The organism is Cupriavidus pampae, from assembly GCF_914271485.1.
GTDB lineage: Bacteria > Pseudomonadota > Gammaproteobacteria > Burkholderiales > Burkholderiaceae > Cupriavidus > Cupriavidus pampae.
In genome coordinates, this window is sequence record NZ_CAJZAG010000007.1 from 441,961 (window position 1) to 461,045 (window position 19,085).

Here is a 19,085-nt window from a genome sequence, read left to right on the forward strand (position 1 = left end):
AAGAGGGAGCGCAAGACGAGGAGGAGGGAGTCTTGCCAAAAACGGCCTATCACGCCGCGACCTGAAAAAATCGGCGTACATCAAAACAGGGTGAAGCTACGGCGCACCCTTCGCAGGCAATACGCAGGCAATACGCAGGCAATACGCAGGCAATACGCAGGCAATACGCAGGCGAGCAGTACAGTTGCCCGCGTGCATCAGGGATACAGTCCGTTGATACGGGCATCTTCGGCGACAGCGGCGTACCATCGCGACGATGGTTTTACTGCTTGTCGCAACGCTTGCCATTACGCACGTTGCAACCCCAATCGCCGCCATCGCCGCCATCGCCGCCGCCGCCGCAACGCCCGTTGCTACGTGGGTGTGCCGCTCAGCCTACTGTGCAGGCCGGCGTATGTGCCGCGACGATGCGCTCCGCACGCTGCAGATTCTGCGGATAGTCGTTGTCGTTGCCAGCCGGATTGAAGCCGGCCGCTTCGAGATTTGCGAGATCGCGCTCCACACTCGCACGCGTCACCGGGGCATTGCAGGGTTGCGGCGCACTGGCCTTCAGCGCGGCGAGCGTCTGCTCTTGCGCGCGGGTGGCGGCATGCGCGCTCTGCACGTTCAGCGCCGCAAATGCGCTCGCGGCAAGGATCAGTGCCTGGAAGGCGGTGGTCAGATTGAGGCGGCGGGCGCCTTCGGTGCGTGCTTGCATGATGCGTTCTCCGTGGACGTGAAATCGGTCACTGGCGTCGTGCGTCTGACTGTGTGCATGCGGCGTCGAACCATGGGCTCCATCGTAGGAGAGCACGAGCGAAGTCGACGGATACAGTCCGCGACACTGAGGTGCGGCACAGTCGGCGACACAGTTCGCCACCGGCCATTCGCATGTGCCGCGGTTCCGATTTCACGCGCGATTTTCGTTCCGCACGACGCTGACGCTGAGCTTCGTCGCAATCACGGCAACTGTATCCGTCGATTTTCCCGTCGGTCTCTTAATCTTCGCTGCACGGCACGAACGGATGCCGCTGTCCACCGAAGAGAGCCCTGCGATGCACGGAATAACCGCACTAGATCTCGCGCGAATCCAGTTTGGATTCACAGTCTCGTTTCACATCCTGTTTCCCGCGATCACGATTGGCCTGGCCAGTTATCTCGCGGTCCTGGAAGGATTCTGGCTGCGCACGAAGAACCCCGTCTACAAGACCCTGTTCCACTTCTGGGTCAAGATATTCGCCATCAATTTCGGCATGGGCGTGGTGTCCGGCCTCGTGATGGCTTATCAGTTCGGCACCAACTGGAGCTTCTTCTCGGAGTTCGCCGGGGGCGTGACCGGACCGCTGCTGACGTACGAGGTGCTGACCGCGTTCTTCCTCGAAGCGGGCTTTCTTGGCGTGATGCTGTTTGGCTGGAATCGCGTTGGCCCGGGCCTGCATTTCCTGTCAACGATCCTGGTGGCCGTCGGCACACTGATCTCGACGACATGGATCCTCGCGTCCAACAGCTGGATGCAGACGCCACAGGGCTACGAGGTCGTGAATGGCCGCGTGGTGCCGACCGACTGGCTCGCCGTCATCTTCAATCCGTCGTTCCCATACCGTCTGGCGCATATGAGCATCGCCGCGTTCCTGTCCACGGCGCTGTTCGTCGCCGCGGCGGGCGCCTGGCTGCTGCTGCGTGGCAAGTCGGAAGTCGCCTCGCGCAAGATGCTCTCGATGGCGATGTGGATGGTGCTGATCGTCGCGCCGATCCAGGCATTCGTCGGCGATGCGCACGGTCTCAACACGCTCAAGTACCAGCCGGCCAAGATCGCCGCGATGGAAGGGCACTGGGATACCGCGCCCAAGGGCGACAAGGATGGTTTCCCCCTGATCGTGTTCGGCATTCCTGATATGGACAAGGAGGTGACGAAATACGCGATCGAGATCCCGCGCCTCGGCAGCCTGATCCTCACGCACAGCCTCGATGGCCAGATCAAGGGACTGAAGGACTTTCCCAAGGCCGATCGTCCCAACTCGACCGTGATCTTCTTCACCTTCCGCGCGATGGTCGCGCTCGGTGTGCTGATGATCCTGTTCGGCGTGGCCGGTGTGCTGCTGCGCCGCAATGGTGCGCTGTTCCGCAACCGCATCTTCCTTCGCTTTGCCGTGGTGATGGGCCCGACCGGCCTGATCGCGCTGCTGGCCGGCTGGCTGACCACCGAGATCGGGCGGCAGCCGTGGGTGGTCTACGGCCTGCTGCGCACGACCGACGCGGTGTCGCGGCATGACGTGGGGCCGATCGCGGTCTCGCTGGCGGCATTCGTGGTCGTCTACTTCCTGCTGTTTGGCGCGGGCATCCGCTACATGCTGAAGCTCGTGAACAAGGGGCCGGATGGCGGCGCGCACGGCGATGTGACGCCGGGTCATATCCCGGTGCCGCCGCAGCCGGCGCCGATGGGTGGGATGGCTCCCGCGCTGGCCGGGGTCGCCACGACGCGTGCCGCGGGCGGTGGCGCCACCACTGCGCACCTCAGCAACCGATAAACAGATAACAGGGCAAACTGTCATGGGTATCGATCTTCCCCTCATCTGGGCCGCGCTGATCTACTTCGGCGTGATGATGTACGTGATCATGGATGGCTTTGATCTTGGCATCGGCATCATGTTTCCCTTCGTGAAAGACCGCGTCGATCGCGACGTCATGATGAACACCGTCGCGCCGGTCTGGGACGGTAACGAGACGTGGCTCGTGCTCGGCGGGGCCGCGCTGTTCGGCGCGTTCCCGCTCGCCTACGGTGTCGTGCTGAGCGCGCTGTATCTGCCGCTGATGGGCATGCTGCTGGCGCTGATCTTCCGTGGCGTAGCGTTCGAGTTCCGCTTCAAGGCCAGCGATCGCACGCGCCCGCTTTGGGACAAGGCGTTTATCGGCGGCTCCGCGCTGGCCGGCTTCTTTCAGGGCGTGGCGCTGGGGGCCTACATCAACGGTATCCACGTGAGCGGCGGCGACTATGTCGGCGGCGCGTTCGGCTGGTTCGCGCCGTTCCCGCTGTTCACCGGCCTCGGCGTGGTGGTGGCCTATGCCTTCCTCGGCTGCACGTGGCTGATCATGAAGACCGAAGGCCGTCTGCAGGGCCGCATGATCGCCGCGGCCACGCCGCTGACCGCGATGATGCTGATCTTTATCGCGATCACCAGCGTATGGACGCCGTTCTCGCATCCGGAAATCGCCCAGCGCTGGTTCTCGTTGCCGAACCTGTTCTGGTTCGCGCCGGTGCCGCTGCTCGTACTGGCTTCCGCGTTCGGCATCATCCGCCTGCTTGGCGTGCGTCCTAACGCCGGGCCGTTCCTGCTGGCGCTGCTGATGGTGTTCCTGGGCTACACCGGGCTCGCCATCAGCGTGTGGCCGAACATCATTCCGCCCGAGGTTTCCATCTGGCAGGCCGCATCGCCGCCGCAGAGCCAGGGCTTCATCCTGGTGGGCGCGCTGTTCATCGTGCCGATCATCCTGACGTATTCGTCGTGGTCGTACTACGTGTTCCGCGGCAAGGTCAAGGCAGGGGAGGGGTATCACTAATGGATAAGAACGATCGCAAGCTAGGCGTTCAGCTCGGATGGATGGCATTGCTGTGGCTGGGCGGGGTGGGCACGGTCTTCGTGTTCGCGTCGCTGATGCGGATGCTGATGCGACTTGGCGGACTGGTGCCCTGATCGCGTCATGATGGCTCGCATGATCGGCTTCCCCAGCGCACGCGACTGGGTGTTCTCCGCCAAGGTGTTTGTGGCCGCGATGCTCGCGCTGTATATCGCGCTGGCATTCGCGTTGCCGCGTCCGTACTGGGCGATGGCGACGGTGTATCTGGTGTCGCATCCGCTGACCGGCGCCACGCGGTCCAAGGGCGCGTATCGCGTGGTTGGCACGCTGCTCGGCGCGGTGGCGGCGGTGATTCTGGTGCCGCCGCTGGTGGATGCGCCGGCATTGCTGATGGGCGCGATCGCGTTCTGGGTTGGTGCGCTGCTGTACCTGTCGCTGATGGAACGCTCGCCGCGCAGCTATGTATTCCTGCTGGCCGCCTACACGCTGCCGATCGTCGCGCTGCCGTCGGTCAACGATCCGATGCAGATCTTCGACCTCGCGGTGGCGCGTGTGGAAGAGATCTGCATCGGCATCGTCTGCGCGAGCGTCATCGGCTCGCTCGTGTTTCCGGCGCGCGTGGCTTCCGCGCTCAACGCGCAGACCACGGTCTGGCTGGCCGATGCCTCGCGCTGGGCGTCGGCCATGCTCACCGGCGCGCCGGGCGACATGCAGCAGCACGACAGCCGCTACAAGCTGGCGGCGGATATTCGCCAGCTCGACACGCTGATCACGCATCTGCAGTACGACGCCGACACTGCGATGGCGGTGCGCTGCGCGCGCGTACTGCATGCGCGCATGACCATGCTGTTACCGGAACTGTCTGGCCTGGCCAGCGTGCTGCAGGCCCTGCATGGGCATGCGGCGGGCGTGCCCGAGACGCTGGCAACGCGCATGGCGGGGGTGGCCACGTGGATGCGCGGGGAGTCCAGCACAATCGTGGTGCCGGCGCCCGCCAGCGTGGCCGCCAAGTCGCCCGAGCCGGGCTGGCATGCGGACCTCGTGGCCACGGCCGAGCACCATCTGGCCACGCTCTCCGATCTGTGGCACGACTGCCTGGTGCTGCAGCAACACATCAGCGATCGTGCCGTCGACCAGCACATGCCGGAGCTGCGTTACGAAGATCCGCCCAGCGAGCCCGCCTATCACCACGATCACTGGATGCTGCTGGTCTACGCGCTGACCGCCGGCGGCGCGACGTTCGCGGCCGGGTATGCGTGGATTCTGTCGGGCTGGATCGAAGGTGGGGCGCCGGTCGCGCTGGCCGCGCTGACTACCTGCATCTTTGCGACCACCGACGAGCCACAGCGCGTGGCCTGGCGCTTTGTACGCTGGGCCATGGTGTGCCTCGTGGTGTCGTGGTTCTACATCTTCGTGGTGGTGCCGTTCGCGCATGACTTCGCGGGGCTGGCTGGTCTGCTGGCGGTGCCGTTCCTGATTATCGGCGCGCTGATTGCGCGCCCCGGGTTCAATCTGTTCGCGGTGCTGCTATCGGTCAACGCCGCGTCGTTCGCTAACGTGCAGATGCTGTACGACGCCAACTTTGGCAATCTGTTCAACGGCACGCTGGCGACGTTCGGGGCCATGATCTTTGCGCCGCTGTGGGTGGTGACGGTGCGCCCGTTTGGCGCGCACGCGGTGCTGCGGCGGCTGGTGCATGCGAGCTGGAAAGATATCGCGCTCGGCGCCGATCGTCGCGAACTGGAAGAGCATCCGCAATTGCGCGGACGCATGCTCGATCAGTTGCAGCGGCTGGTGCCGCTGCTCGCGGCCAGCAACGACAAGGCGTCGAACCGGGGCTTTGCCGAGTTGCAGGTTGGGTTTGGCACGCTGATGCTGCAGCGGGACTTCGAGACGTTGCCGCCCGCGGCGCAGGGCATGCTCGCGCGCGTGTTGCGTTCGCTCGAATATCACTACCTGCGGCGCGTGCGCGAAGGGGAGCCGTTGCCGCCGCCAAGGCAGCTTGCCATGCGCATCGACCATGCGCTGGAGGCCATCGCTAGCGGAGGAGTAGGCGCGGCATCGCGCGATGCGGTGTCCGCGCTGACGAATATCAGGCTGTCGCTGTTCCCCAATCAGCCCATGTAGATCTGCGCGAGCCCTTCCTTGAGCGCGGTGGCGATCTGGTCGTGGCGACGATCGATATGGCGCGCAAGGATCGGCATGCAGCGGTCCGCATCGCGGGCCTTGAGCCCGAGCAGGATCTCGCGGTGGTCGTTCTGGCTCACGCGGCGATCGCAGCGTTCCATATCGATCCAGCGCACGAAGCGGATGCGCGCGTTGATATTGCGCAGCACGCGCAGCATCTCGAGGTTGCCCGACATCGCCATCAGGCTTTCGTGAAAGATCTCGTCGAGCCTCACGAGTTCTTCCACCGAGCGATCGCCCGGTTCGGGTCCGGTGTTCTCGAGGAACATCAGCAGCGCGTCGATCTCTTCTTCCTTCGCGCGTTCGAGCGACAGCCGCAGCGCTTCGGTCTCCACGATCTTGCGCATCTCGTAGAGCGAGAACACTTCCTGCGCATCGAGGTCGCGGCAGAAAAAGCCCTTGCCCGGAGAAAATCGCAGCAGCCCTTCGGTGGTCAGGCGCGTCAGCGCTTCGCGCAGCGGCGTGCGGCTGACGCCGAGCGCGCTCGCCAGCACGCCTTCATTGAGGCGTTCGCCGGGCTTGAAGTCATAACCGACGCTCATGGCCTTGAGCTTGTCGTAGACCTGCTCGACGATGCTGTCACTTGCTGCTGTTGCCACGGTATTCAGTCCTGTCTTTCTGAGATCTGCGCGAAGGCAGGAATATACCTGAATTCGATGCTGTGCACGGGCGTGTATACACGCCCATGCGGCGTCGCGGGTCAGTCTACGTGCGCGCCCGAATCCTTGACGATTTTCGCCCACGTTTTCATATCGGCCTGCTGCACGCGCTTGAATGCGTCGGGGCCGCCATCCTTGATCGGCTGAATGGCCTGACTAACCAACCATTCCTTGAAACTGTCGGTATTGATGGCCTTGAGCACGGCTTTCGACATGCGGTTCTGAATCTCGGCCGGCAGATTGGCCGGGCCGAGCAGGCCATACCACGTGGTGCTTTCGAAGCCAGGCAGGTTGCACGCTTCGGCGACGGTCGGCACGTCGGGCAGCACGCTGACGCGCTGTGGCGACGTCACCGCGAGCGCGCGGACCTTGCCGGACTGGATCGCCCCGAGACTCGGCGAACTCTGGTTGAAGAAGAAGTCCACCTCGCCCGAGAGCAGGGCGGTCATGGCCGGGCCCTGTCCTTTGTAAGGGATATGCACGTAGCTGGTTTTCGACGCCGTGGCGAACTGCGTACCGGCCAGATGGCCCGATGCGCCGTTGCCGGTGGAGGCGTAGTTGAGCGTGCCCGGCGCCTTCTTCGCGGCATTGAGCAGATCCGCGCAGGTCTTGATCTCGGGATGCTTCTCGGGGTTGATCAGCAGGATATTCGGCAACGTGCCCAATAATGCAATGCGCGAGAAATCATTCACCACATCGAATTGCAATTTCGAATATAGCGCGGGGTTAATCGCGTGCGTGCCGGCGGTGCCCAGCAGGAACGTATAACCATCCGGCTTGGCCTGCGCCACCAGTGCAGACGCGATATTGCCGCCAGCGCCGGGGCGATTATCCGAGATAAACGAGACGCCGAACTCCTTGTTCAATTCGACGCCAAGTTTGCGTGCGTAGAGGTCGGTGGCGGCACCGCCAGGGAAACCGCTGACGATCGAAATCGTGTTGTTTGGCCACGACTTGGTGTCTTGGGCGGAGCTGGTGCCGCTGAACGTGATCAGCGTGGAAGCCAGCAGGGTGGCGGAAAGCAGGACCTTGTGTGACACGACCGGGCGCTTCGTCATGGGGGACGCTCCTAAGCAGGGTGGCTGGGTGACGGGCACTTGCCGGCTCGCTGCCGGTGCTGCACTCCGTCCTGTATACAGACTTTAATTATTGATCTGTATTCTGTAAAGCGTTATGCTGCGTTCACCGCTGTGCCGCTGAAACTTCCCTGTTTTGGTTCGCTCGGCACTGTAATGGCGCAAGCCTGCTCATGTCGCTCATCTATCCGCTTTAACCCTTATTGCAGAGCACAAACAAATGACCTCGACCTCCACTTCCGCAAACTCCACGTCCAATACTGGTGCATGGCGTGCCGTCTTCGTCGATGCCAATCCCACGCTGACGGAAGTGTCTTTGCGCCTGCGTCGTGCCGATGACCTGCCGCTCGAGGTCAATCAGCAACCCGATATCAAGTCGGAAGGGCTGCCGGCCGCGCTTGGTGGCGCGCCGATCGCGATCATCGACCACACGCATCTGCCGACGGAGATCGCGCGGCAGTGCAAGGGCCTGAAGCATGTCGTGTTCCTGGGCACGGGCGCGCGCAGCTATATGCATCCCGAGGAACTCGCCGAGCTCGGCATCACCGTGCATACGATCAAGGGGTACGGCGATACGGCCGTGGCCGAATGCGCGTTTGCGCTAATGTGGGCGGCGGCACGCAACTTCGCGCGCATGGATCGCGAGATGCGCGCGGGCAACTGGCTGCGCTCGGATGCCGTGCAACTGACGGGCAAGACCATTGGACTGGTGGGCTTTGGCGGTATCGCGCAGGAGCTGGCGCGTCTGGCGCGTGGCATGGGCATGCGCGTGCTGGCGTGGAACCGCACGCCGAAGACCGCCGAGGGCGTGGAGTTCGTGGACCTCGATACGCTGTTGAAGCAGAGCGATGTGGTGTCGCTGCATCTGCTGCTCAACGACGAGACGAGCGGCATGATCAATGCGCAACGCATTGCCTCTATGCGCGATGGCGCGATCCTGATCAACACCGCGCGCGGCGCGCTGGTCGATGAGGACGCGATGATTGCGGCGCTGCGCAGCGGCAAGATCTCGCATGCGGGCCTCGATGTGTTCACGGTGGAACCGATGCCGGCCGGCCACGTGCTGACCACGCTGCCGAACGTCACGCTGTCCGCGCACTCGGCGTTTCGCACGCCCGAAGCCAACAACAATCTGATCGAGGCGGCGCTCCAGCATTGCCGTCAGATCGTCGCCACCAACGCCTGAGTGACCGCCATGACTACTAGTGCTTCCATCGTCCGCCTCGACCAGAATCATCGCCGCAGCCGCGCGGTCATCGCCAACGGCATGGTGTTCCTGGCCGGGCAGGTGGCCGACGACAAGGCTGGAGATATCACCGCGCAGGCGCGCGAAGCGCTGGCCAAGGTCGATGCGTTGCTCGCCGAGGCGGGCACCGACAAGCGCCGCGCGCTGACCGCGCAGATCTGGCTGGCCGATATGGCAGACTTCGATGCATTCAACGCGGTCTGGGATGCCTGGGTCGCGCCCGGCGAAACGCCGACGCGGTGCTGCGGCAAGGTGGAGCTCGCCGATCCCGCGTATCGCGTGGAGATCGTCATGTCTGCGTTGTTGGCGTAACCCTGTTGGCGTAACCCTGCTGGCGTGACCCTGCTTAGTCCCTGACTCTAGAAAGGAACCCCATGATTTCCACGACCGATCCCCACCGCAACCGCAAGCCGATCAATATCGGCGAAGAGGAATGGGCGGTGCGCGTACAACTGGCGGCCGCCTATCGGCTGGCCGCCAAGTTCAACCTGACCGATCTGATCTACACGCATATCTCGGTGCGCGTGCCGGGGACGACCGACCAGTTCCTGATCAACCCGCACGGCTGGTTCTTTGACGAGATCACCGCGTCGTGCCTGGTGAAGATCGATACCGAAGGTCGCCCGATCGGCGACAACCGCTTCGAGGTCAACGCGGCCGGTTTCACGATCCACAGCGCGTTGCATCAGAGCCGCCATGATGTGGAATGCGTGGTGCATCTGCACACCGACGCCGGCATGGCGGTGGCCGCGCTCGAGTGCGGGCTGCTGCCGCTGAACCAGATCAGCATGCAGTTCTACAACCGCGTGAACTATCACGACTACGAGGGCATTTCGCTCGACCTCGACGAGCGGACACGTATCGTTGCGTCGATGAAGGACGCCCACTACCTGATCCTGCGCAACCATGGCCTGCTGACCACGGGGCGTTCGGTCGCGGAGGCGTTCACCCGCATGTTCTATCTGAACCGGGCGTGCGAGATTCAGCAGAAGACGCTGTCGATGGGGCAGAAGGTCACGATGCCGTCGCCCGAGGTGTGCGAACACGCGGCAAAGCAGCACGACGACTACGCCTACCTCGACACGGTCCATCTGGACCGCGAGTGGACGGCACTGCTGCGACTGCTGGATCGCGACGGCGGCGATTACCGCTGTTGAGCCGCGGCGGGTGTGTCAACGATCCGCGCGGTATAGCGACCAGACAGTCGCGCTCAATACCAGCGCCGCCACACCCGCCACCATCAGCGCCGCACCAAAACCACTGGCAAACGCCTGACTGGCCAGTGCGGCCGTCGTGGCGCGCGCGGCGGTGTCGAGCGGGGCGATCGCCTGCGCGATGTCGCCTGCCAGCACGCGCGTCATGAAATCCGTGCCCAGCGTATCGCGCCACGAGAAACCCGCGGGCAACGCGGCTTCGAACGCCTGCTGGGTGTGCGACGCCAACACGGCACCGAGCACACCCACCGCGGTCACGATGGCCGAGAACCGCGTGGTCGTGCTGATGCCCGATGCCATCCCGGTCCGGTGCACCGGCACGCAGGCCATGATGGCCTTCTGCGTATCGCCATTCATCACGCCAGCGCCCAGCCCCGTGACGATCATCCCCACCGCCACCAGCCCATAGTGCGCATGCGCGGCGACGGCCGCCACGAGCAGATTGCCGGTGCCGATCAGCAGCAGGCCGGCCACCAGCACGCTGCCACTGCCGTCAAACCGCGCCGACAGCCGCGCACCGACGAATTGACCAAAATAAGGTCCGACAATCATCGCGAGCGCAAACGGCAACATGCCCACACCCGCGTGCACCGCCGACATGCCAAACGCATTCTGCAGATACAGCGGCAGGAAGGTCATCATCACCTGCGCGCACGCGGCATAGCCGAACATGCCCAGCACCGCGCCCACAAAACGCGGCTGCCGGAACAGCGCCAGGTCGATCATTGCGTGCGCGGTGGCCCGTTCATGCAGCACGAACAGCACCAGCAGTACCGCGGCGCCACCGAAGCGCGACCACGTAGCCAGTGATGCCCAGCCATGCGCGGGCACATCGATCAGCGCCCAGATCGCGAGCATCAACGCCACGCCAAACAGCGCGCTGCCCACGACATCGATGCGGGAGCTGGTCGGGTTGCGCGACTCGGTCACGGCGTAGCGCACGCACGCGACCAGCACGAGGCAGATCGGCACATTGATCAGGAAGATCCAGCGCCAGCCCACCCACTGCGTGATGACGCCCCCGACCAGCGGTGCAATGGTAGTGGTGATGCCCATGCACGTTCCCCAGATCGCCCACGCGCGCGTGCGTTCGGCCCCTTCATGGAACGTGTTGGCAATGATGGCCAACGCAGCGGTCAGCAGCATCGCGGCGCCAACGCCCTTGATCGCGCGCGCAACGTTGAGGAACGTGGCAGTCGAGGCCAGCCCGCAGCCAACCGATGCGAGGATAAACACCGCCAGACCGATCAGCATCATGCGCTTGCGACCCAGCCGGTCGGCCAGCCCGCCAGCCGGCAGCAGGCACGACGCGAACGCGACCATATACGCACTGACGACCCATTCGACATCGGCAAAGCTCGCCTGGAACGTGCGCGCGATGGCGGGCAACGAGACGGCCACCACGTTGGTGTCGAGCACGATCAGCGAGCACGTGGCCGACGCGGTGCCGAGAATAAACGCCTTGGTGCCACGGCCCATGGCAGTGGCGGGCGCGGCGGGCCGGCTGAACGGTGACGGCGATTGCGGGGACAGGGGCGTGGACATGGTAGTGCGGAAAGCAGCGAGGGTTGCATCTTAACGACGCGACTATTGCCTGTCATTGCTATACAGTGACAACATCGTTAACGGAATTGGCAACAGCGTGGCATAGCAGGATCATGAAGGAACTCGACATTGCTCATCTGCGCGCCGTGACCGAGGTGGCGCGCCAGCTCCATTTCGGTCATGCGGCGGAAGCGCTCGACCTTGCGCCGCCGATGCTGACGCGGCGTATTCAGGAAGCCGAGCGGCTGCTGGGCGCGCGGCTGTTCCATCGCACCCGCCGCTCGGTGGAACTGACCGCGGCCGGGCAGGCGTTCCTGCCCGAAGCCCTCGCGGTGCTCGAACACCTGGCGCGTGGCATCGAAGTGGCCGCGCGCGCGGAACGCGGCGAAGTGGGGCGGATCGAGGTGGGTTACGTCGGCTCGGCGGCTTATGCCGGCGTGCTGCAGCAGAACATCCGCGGCTTTCGCGATACGCATCCGCTCGTCGATATCCGCATCCATGAAGTGGTCATGGACCGCATCGGCCCAATGCTCGAGGCGGGCGAGATCGACGTGGCGTACTGCCGCCCACCGATGACGCTGCCCGACGGCATGCGCACGCAGACCGTGCATCGCGACGCGTTTCTGCTGGCATTGCCGTCCGATTCGCCGCTCGCTGATGAGGCTGAGATCCAGCCCGCGCAACTACGCGAGGCCACGTTCGTGGTGCCGGAGCAGGAAGCCGGAACGGTGGAGGTGGCGCGGCGCGGGCGCTTTTCGGCGGCCTTCGGCCCGCGCGGCGGCACGCTCGCGGCAGTGCTGGCGCGCGTGGCGCTGGGGAATAGCGTGGCCGTGGTGCCGGGCACGCTCGCGTCCTGTGTGTCGCTACCGGGCGTGGTCTATCGGCCGATCGCGGGCAAGCCGATCGTGTCCGAGGTCGCGCTGGCCTATCGCGCCGGCGAAGTCTCGGCCACCGTGCGCGCGTTCGTGCGGTATGCGATCAGCGACGCGCGGGTGTCTGCGCGATAAAGGCCTGAACGAAGACCTGACACAGCGCCTCCATGCCGCGCGCATCGTCGTTATCGAAGCGGCCGGGCACCGGACTATCCACGTCCCACACGCCGATCAGGGTGCCATCGTCGGTGAACAGCGGCACAACGACCTCCGAGCGCGATGCCGCGTCGCACGCGATATGGCCCGGGAACGCGTGCACATCGGGTACCACCTGCGTGACCCGCGTCTGCGCGGCCGTGCCGCACACACCCCGACCGAGCGCGATGCGCACGCACGCCGGTTTGCCCTGGAACGGGCCCACCACGAGCTCGGTACCGTCGAAGAAGTAGAAGCCGGCCCAGTTGAGATCGCGCAGCGAATGGAACACCAGCGAGGAGAAATTGGCGGCGTTGGCGATGGGATCGCGCTCGTCACCGAGCAGACCGCGCGCCTGCTCCACGAGCTCCGCATAGTGTTCGGTCTTGGATAGGTGCGAGGCGTCGGTGGAGAGCGTGAACATATTGGGCAAGAGGGCAGCAGGGACAAAAAGCGAATCGCGTCATTCTATCGGGCTTCCGATGTCCTCTCTCGCATTGGGGTCGGCCAGCTTTGTGACTAAGCTGATGAGAGATCAACCGAGGATCAACCGAGGGGAGCGATGCAGGCCTGTGACCTTTGCCATCTGCTGGTGGGCGAGCCGGCAAGCGTGCCGCCACACGAGAATCTGCAGGCGTCCGGCATCGGCGCCATGTCCAATCGCTGCAAGGTGGATAGCCGTTGGCGCTGCACGGGCTGCGGCGCGTGGATGTACCAGAGCACCGCGTTAGGGCAGCCGCCCAACATGTGGCGCATGGGCGGTCCCCCGCCAAGGTAGGGGGCACCTCACGCTTACGTAGCATGTGACCAAGGCAACACCCATGTTACGATGCGCGGCGTAATTGGAGTTCATATGTTTGTCTGCCAGAACCAACCTTGCGGTGCCAAATGGGCGCCCACCGAGGTGACGATCAAAAACGAAGGGCAGGGATTTTTGTTCCGCTGCCCACTTTGCGGCGCACGCAATCACTTGCAGGCGCGTCAGCGGCCGGATGGCACTACCGAATACAGGCAAGCGCGACGGGAATCACCACCCGCCGATACCGAACGCCCACGCGGACGACGGTCCTGACCTCGAAACTTGGAGGAAATATGGCGTGACGGCGCCAGATTCCCTCAAGACGGCGGATATGGGACCGATAAGAACATTATGGACATTAGTGATCTTTCCCACGACTCCGCTTCGAATTCCGAAGTCATCGGCTGGTCGGGCGCAACGCCTCAGGTTATCGCGAGGGTGTTGAACGCCGCGCTCGCTGCGCAGGACCTGTCGGGGTTTGCCGCGCTCCTGTCTGATATCGCACGCGATCGCGGCCTCAAAGGCGCACGCGGTACGCATCAGTCGATCTACGACATGCCATATGCGAGTCTGCTGCCGAGGCAGAAGCATATGCTCGCGGATGCGTTCGATCTGTTTATCCGGCTCGGCATCGAATTTCGCGCGCGCGGCGCCGATGAGGACGCCGACGACGCGCTGGGCGAAGACCTCGAACCGTTGCGCGATATCGATGACGAGGACGCGATCGACGACTGAGCGATCGACTTCTAGCGCGCTCGACGACTGAGCGATCACGGACTGCCGTGATGGGGGCTCACCCCCGATCGAGCAGTCCGATCTCCCGTACCGCCACGGATAGCATCGACAACCCAGCCGTCGATGGCGCGCCCGACGCGCGCTGATCGGCCAGCATCTGCGCATAGCGATCGAGCGCCGTCTGCCGTCCCGCGCGCCACGTATCGATCAGCGTGTTCGCATCATCGACCCCCGGCGCGCTCGACAGCACGCTGGTGGCCAACGCGCGTTTGAGTCGCCCAAGATCTTCCAGCGTCGTGGTGCGTGCCAGCAGATCCCAGTGCGTATCGGCCGGCAGGGCCAACGCGCGCTCGCGCAACCAGCCGAAGTTCAGATGCGTATCCAGCGCGAAATACACGCCCGCCACCGCATCCAGACTGCGGTCGCAGTTGGCCGCGACCTCGGCGATATCGAGTGCCGCAGCCGCGGTGTCGCTGGCAGCCACCGCCATCGCGAGCGTCGCGTCGACGCCGGCATCGGTCAGTTCGTGCACGCGCGCATCCAGGGCCGCCGCGGTCTCGGTGGGCAACAGTTGCGGTAGCTGCGGCGTAAGCCAGCGCGCGGCCTCGACGAAGCGCGCGGCGCCAGCCTCCACCGTGCCACCGCCGCGCAGATAGCGCACAAACCAGAGCGACGCGCGTTCCAGCAGCCGGCCCAGCGCGCCGAACATCTGCGCCTGCACCGCATCGTCCACGCGATTGTCGAGCGCATCGATGGCCTGCCACAGCGCGGTCAGCCCAAACACGTCGCGTGCCAGCATGCACGCGCGCACGATCTCGGCCGGCCGGGCATCGGTCTCCTCCATCAGGTGATGCACGAAGGTGGCGCCGATACGATTCACCAGCATATTGGTCAGATGCGTGGCCAGGATCTCGCGGCGCAGCGGATGCCGTTCCATCGCGCCCGCATACCGTTCCCGCAGCGGCAGGGGGAAATAATCGGGCAGCAGATAGGCGACCAATGGGTCGTCAGGCAGGTCCGACACCAGCAGTTCGTCGTAGAGCCACATCTTGCTGTAGGCCAGCAACACCGCGCGCTCGGGCGAGGTGAGGCCGGCCCCGTCGGCCTTGCGTTCGGCGATCGCTTCCTCGGAAGGCAGGAATTCGAGCGGGCGATTAAGCCGGCCCGCGCGTTCGAGCCAGCGTATCAGCCGGGCCTCGGCATCGATCAGCGCGGCCGATTCGCGCCCGGCCACGGACAGCGCCTGCGTTTGGTAGTAGTTGTCCTGCAGCACGAGCAGGCCCACCTCGTCGGTCATCTCGGCCAGCAGCGTGTTGCGCTGCTTCTCCGTCATCTCGCCTTCGCGCACGACAATGCCGAGCAGAATCTTGATGTTGACCTCGTGGTCCGAACAATCGACGCCGGCGGAATTGTCGATCGCATCGGTATTGATGCGGCCACCCTTGCGCGCGAACTCGATGCGCCCCAACTGCGTGAAGCCCAGATTGCCGCCTTCGCCGATGACCTTGCAGCGCAGTTCGCTACCGTTGACGCGCACCGCGTCGTTGGCGCGATCGCCCACCTGCTGATGCGTTTCGTTGGCTGACTTCACATAGGTGCCGATGCCGCCGTTGTAGAGCAGATCGACCGGCGCCATCAGGATCGCGTGAATCAGGTCGGCCGGCGACAACGACGTGGCCTCGATATTCAGCGCCGCGCGTACCTGCGGCGTCAGCGCAATTGACTTGGCCGTGCGCGGATAGATGCCGCCGCCCTCCGAGATCAGCTTGGTATCGTAGTCGGCCCAGCTCGAACGCGGCAGCGCGAACAGCCGCGTGCGCTCGGCCAGCGTGCGAGCGGGGTCCGGATCGGGGTCCAGAAAGATATGGCGATGGTCGAACGCGGCCAGCAGGCGGATACACGGCGAAAGCAGCATGCCATTGCCGAACACGTCGCCCGACATATCGCCGATACCGACCACCGAGAACGGCGTGCGCTGGATATCGATGCCCATCTCGCGGAAGTGCCGCTTGACGGATTCCCACGCCCCACGCGCGGTGATCGCCATCTTCTTGTGGTCGTAACCGACCGAGCCACCCGAGGCGAACGCATCGTCGAGCCAGAACTTGTACTCGCCCGAGATCGCGTTGGCATAGTCGGAGAACGTGGCCGTGCCCTTGTCGGCGGCCACCACGAGGTACGGGTCCGATTCATCGTGCCGCACCACGCTCGGCGGCGGAATCAGTTCTCCCGCCACGAGGTTGTCGGTCAGGTCGAGCAGGCCGCGCAGGAAGGTCTGGTAGCACGCCACGCCCTCGGCGAGGAACGCGTCCCGATCTGTCATCGGCGGCGGGCGCTTGACCACGAAGCCACCCTTGGAGCCGACCGGCACGATCACGGTGTTCTTGACCATCTGCGCCTTCATCAGGCCTAGCACCTCGGTCCGGAAATCTTCGCGGCGGTCGGACCAGCGCAGTCCGCCCCGCGCTACGCGGCCGCCGCGCAGGTGCACGCCTTCCACGCGCGGCGAGTAGACCCAGATCTCGAACATCGGGCGCGGCTCGGGCAGGCCCTGCACCAGCGCCGGATTGAACTTGAACGACAGGTAAGGGCGGGGCGCGCCTTGCGCATCGCGCAGGAAATAGTTGGTGCGCACGGTGGCCATCATCACGTTGAGGAACAGCCGCAGGATGCGGTCCTCGTCGAGATTGGGCACCTGATCGAGCGCCGCGCTGATATCGTCGAGCAGCTTCTGGCAGCGTGCGTCCTGTGCGGGCTCGGGCGCGGTGCCGGGCAGACCGCAGGCGATGGCCGGATCGAAACGCGCCACGAACAGTGCCACCAGCATCGCCGCGATGCGCGGATTGCTGGTCAGCGCGCGCTCGATATAGGCGTTGCTGAAGGTCGAGCCCACCTGCCGCAGGTACTTTGCATAGGCGCGCAGAATCGTCACGTCGCGCGCGCCCAGACCCGCGCGCAGGACCAGCCGGTTGAGATCGTCGTTCTCGATCTCGCCGTTCCAGGCGCGTCCGAACGCATCCTCGAACAGTGGCTTGATGCGCTCGATCTCCACGTCGATCGGCGGGCCGTCATGGTCGTTCGCGATCTCGAGCCCAAAGTCGTGGATCCACACCGGCAGGCCCGCATCGGGCTCGATCAGATAGGGACGCTCTTCATCGACGCGCACGCCAAGGTGCTCGAGCATCGGCAGGCTGTGCGACAGCGCGATGGGCTCACCCGCGCGGAACACCTTGAAGCGGAACGCGCCGGAAGCGGCCTCGATCGGCCGGTACAGATTCATCGCGAGTCCGCTTGGATGCTGGCGCGCGTGCTCCATCAGCTCAATATCGCGCACGGCCGTGCGCGCGGCATAGTCTTCGCGATAGCCGGCGGGGAACGAGTCGCCGTAGCGGCGCAGCAGACTGTTGCCCAGTTCCTCGCCGCGACTCTCGTGCAACGCGCTGGCCAGATCGTCCTGCCAGCGGCGCGTAGCCTGAACGATGCGCTCCTCCAGCTCGCGCGTGTCCACTTCCGGCATGGTGCCGGGCTGGCCGCGCACGGTCAGCTGGATGCGCGCGAGTGGGGACTCCGACAACAGCGGTGTGAACTCGCAACTGGTGCCGTTGAACGCCTTCACCAGCAGCTTCTGGATACGCTGGCGCAGGTCCGTGTTGTATTTGTCGCGCGGCACGAACACCAGGCACGACACGTAGCGGTCGAAGCGGTCGCGCCGCACGAACAGCCGCGTGCGCTGATGTTCCTGCAGGCGCAGGATGCCGAGCGCGATGTCATACAGCTCGTCTTCATCCACCTGGAACAGATCGTCGCGCGGATATTGTTCAAGGATCGTCACCAGCGACTTGTACAGATGCCCCTTGGTCAGGAAGCCCGCGCGCGCGAGGATATTCGCGCATTTGCGGCGCACCAGCGGGATCTCGGCGCTCGACACCATATAGGCGGTCGAGGTATAGAGCCCGACAAAGCGACGCTCGCCGAACAGCTTGCCATTGGCATCGACGAGCTTGATGCCGACGTAGTCCAGATAACCGGGCCGATGCACGGTCGCGCGCGAGTTGGCCTTGGTCAGGAAGATCGGAGATTCGCCTTCGATGATGGCGCGCGCGGCGGCGGGCAGGGGCGTCAGTGCGTCGTCACCGGGCGTACGCAGGGACTCGCGCAGAATGCCGGAGCCGGAGCCATCGACGCCGCGCAGCCAGAACTGGCCGTCCTTCGATACCAGCTCGTAGTCGCGGTGACCGAGAAACGTGAAATGGTCATCGATCATCCATTCGAGAAACGCGCGTGCCTCCAGCGCGACGGGCGTGTTGGCATCGGGGGCACTGGCCATGCGCAGCACGGTCTCGCGCGCGATGCTCTGCATCGCGGGCCAGTCCTCCACCGAGGCGCGCACGTCGCCGAGCACGCGTGCAATGCCCTGCCGCAGCGCTTCCAGCCGCGCTGGGTCGCCGGTACGATCGACCTCGAAGTGAATAAACGATTCGAGCTGGCAGGCCGTCTTGGACTCGTCCTTGCCCTGATTCTTGCCCGGATTTCCCGACGCGTCCGGGCCGCCCAGGCCGATGCTCTCGATCGTCCCGCGCGCATCGCGGCAGACGCGGAAGACCGGATGGATCGCCGAATGGAGCGTGAGCCCGGCGCGATTGATATCCATCGTCACCGAGTCCACGAGGAACGGCATATCGTCGTTCACGATCTCGACGATCGTGTGGTCCGAATGCCAGCCGTGTTCCTCGAGGTTCGGGTTGTAGACGCGCAGCCGCGCGTGGCCGGGCTGGAATTTCTGCGCGGTCTGCCAGTGCGCCATCACGGCGCCATACAGATCCGCTACTTCCCGTGCGAGCAAATCCTCCGCATCGGCCAGGTCATAGTAGTGCCGCAGTAGCGGCGCCACGATGTCGAAGGTCTGTGTCGGCAGTCGATCGCGCGCAAACGCGAGCAGTTCATCCAGCAGGAGTGCGACTTTTTCTTCGTTTTCCGGTGGCATGGCATCCCCTCGGCATGT

At 64.6% G+C, this 19,085-nt stretch carries 16 protein-coding genes; 10 read left to right on the forward strand and 6 right to left on the reverse strand.

Translation table 11 applies throughout. From position 1 onward, the window contains the following. Positions 1 to 370: 370 nt before the first annotated feature. Positions 371 to 697, reverse strand: coding sequence for a DUF4148 domain-containing protein (locus LDO41_RS19855; protein ID WP_223991327.1), 327 nt, complete (start codon positions 695 to 697; stop codon positions 371 to 373). A 337-nt stretch (positions 698 to 1,034) separates the two neighbouring features. Between LDO41_RS19855 and LDO41_RS19860 the strand changes: the two genes are divergently transcribed. From LDO41_RS19860 to LDO41_RS19875, 4 genes are read left to right on the forward strand one after another with little or no spacing between them, the layout of a single operon-like run. After that, positions 1,035 to 2,507 carry a cytochrome ubiquinol oxidase subunit I gene (locus LDO41_RS19860; RefSeq protein WP_290370901.1) on the forward strand — a complete coding sequence of 491 codons (1,473 nt, stop codon included), beginning with the start codon at positions 1,035 to 1,037 and terminating at the stop codon, positions 2,505 to 2,507. A 22-nt stretch (positions 2,508 to 2,529) separates the two neighbouring features. Next, positions 2,530 to 3,537, forward strand: coding sequence for a cytochrome d ubiquinol oxidase subunit II (gene cydB / locus LDO41_RS19865; protein ID WP_223991329.1), 1,008 nt, complete (start codon positions 2,530 to 2,532; stop codon positions 3,535 to 3,537). Beyond that, positions 3,537 to 3,671, forward strand: a complete 135-nt coding sequence (locus tag LDO41_RS19870) for a DUF2474 family protein (RefSeq protein ID WP_223991331.1) — start codon at positions 3,537 to 3,539, stop codon at positions 3,669 to 3,671. The genes cydB and LDO41_RS19870 overlap by 1 nt, the downstream gene beginning before the upstream one ends. A 7-nt stretch (positions 3,672 to 3,678) precedes the next feature. Beyond that, positions 3,679 to 5,682, forward strand: coding sequence for an FUSC family protein (locus LDO41_RS19875; protein WP_223991333.1), 2,004 nt, complete (start codon positions 3,679 to 3,681; stop codon positions 5,680 to 5,682). Here the strand turns inward: LDO41_RS19875 and LDO41_RS19880 are convergent. Both LDO41_RS19880 and LDO41_RS19885 read right to left on the reverse strand, forming a co-directional pair. Next, complete coding sequence (locus LDO41_RS19880) at positions 5,670 to 6,341, reverse strand: GntR family transcriptional regulator (protein WP_223991334.1); 672 nt, start codon at positions 6,339 to 6,341, stop codon at positions 5,670 to 5,672. The two genes, LDO41_RS19875 and LDO41_RS19880, sit on opposite strands and share 13 nt — an antisense overlap. 101 nt (positions 6,342 to 6,442) lie before the next feature. Then, positions 6,443 to 7,459, reverse strand: a complete 1,017-nt coding sequence (locus tag LDO41_RS19885; RefSeq protein WP_223991336.1) for a Bug family tripartite tricarboxylate transporter substrate binding protein — start codon at positions 7,457 to 7,459, stop codon at positions 6,443 to 6,445. Between the two features lie 238 nt (positions 7,460 to 7,697). On the opposite strand from LDO41_RS19885, the gene LDO41_RS19890 reads away from it, so the two are divergent. The 3 genes from LDO41_RS19890 (at position 7,698) to LDO41_RS19900 (ending at position 9,880) form a co-directional block, all read left to right on the forward strand. Then, positions 7,698 to 8,663, forward strand: coding sequence for an NAD(P)-dependent oxidoreductase (locus LDO41_RS19890; RefSeq protein ID WP_223991338.1), 966 nt, complete (start codon positions 7,698 to 7,700; stop codon positions 8,661 to 8,663). 9 nt (positions 8,664 to 8,672) lie between these two features. Continuing rightward, positions 8,673 to 9,035: a RidA family protein gene (locus LDO41_RS19895; RefSeq protein WP_223991341.1), complete on the forward strand. Its 363-nt coding sequence runs from the start codon at positions 8,673 to 8,675 to the stop codon at positions 9,033 to 9,035. 62 nt (positions 9,036 to 9,097) lie between these two features. Then, complete coding sequence (locus LDO41_RS19900) at positions 9,098 to 9,880, forward strand: class II aldolase/adducin family protein (protein ID WP_223991343.1); 783 nt, start codon at positions 9,098 to 9,100, stop codon at positions 9,878 to 9,880. Positions 9,881 to 9,895: 15 nt separating this feature from the next. On the opposite strand, the gene LDO41_RS19905 is transcribed toward LDO41_RS19900, so the two are convergent. Further along, on the reverse strand, positions 9,896 to 11,482 hold the full coding sequence (locus tag LDO41_RS19905) for an MFS transporter (RefSeq protein WP_377741624.1): 1,587 nt from the start codon (positions 11,480 to 11,482) through the stop codon (positions 9,896 to 9,898). Positions 11,483 to 11,595: 113 nt separating this feature from the next. On the opposite strand from LDO41_RS19905, the gene LDO41_RS19910 reads away from it, so the two are divergent. Further along, positions 11,596 to 12,489 (forward strand): LysR family transcriptional regulator, encoded by an 894-nt coding sequence (locus LDO41_RS19910; RefSeq protein ID WP_223991345.1) that lies wholly within the window; start codon positions 11,596 to 11,598, stop codon positions 12,487 to 12,489. Here the strand turns inward: LDO41_RS19910 and LDO41_RS19915 are convergent. Further along, a complete protein-coding gene (locus LDO41_RS19915; protein WP_223991429.1) occupies positions 12,461 to 12,973 on the reverse strand; it encodes a GAF domain-containing protein in 513 nt (170 codons plus the stop codon). The genes LDO41_RS19910 and LDO41_RS19915 overlap by 29 nt on opposite strands. 138 nt (positions 12,974 to 13,111) lie before the next feature. Between LDO41_RS19915 and LDO41_RS19920 the strand changes: the two genes are divergently transcribed. After that, a complete protein-coding gene (locus LDO41_RS19920) occupies positions 13,112 to 13,327 on the forward strand; it encodes a hypothetical protein (protein ID WP_223991347.1) in 216 nt (71 codons plus the stop codon). 372 nt (positions 13,328 to 13,699) lie between these two features. Further along, entirely contained in the window at positions 13,700 to 14,083 is a 384-nt protein-coding gene (locus tag LDO41_RS19930; protein WP_223991350.1) for a hypothetical protein, read from the forward strand. A 58-nt stretch (positions 14,084 to 14,141) separates the two neighbouring features. Here the strand turns inward: LDO41_RS19930 and LDO41_RS19935 are convergent, their stop codons facing one another. Beyond that, entirely contained in the window at positions 14,142 to 19,067 is a 4,926-nt protein-coding gene (locus LDO41_RS19935) for an NAD-glutamate dehydrogenase (protein WP_223991353.1), read from the reverse strand. Positions 19,068 to 19,085: the final 18 nt, after the last annotated feature.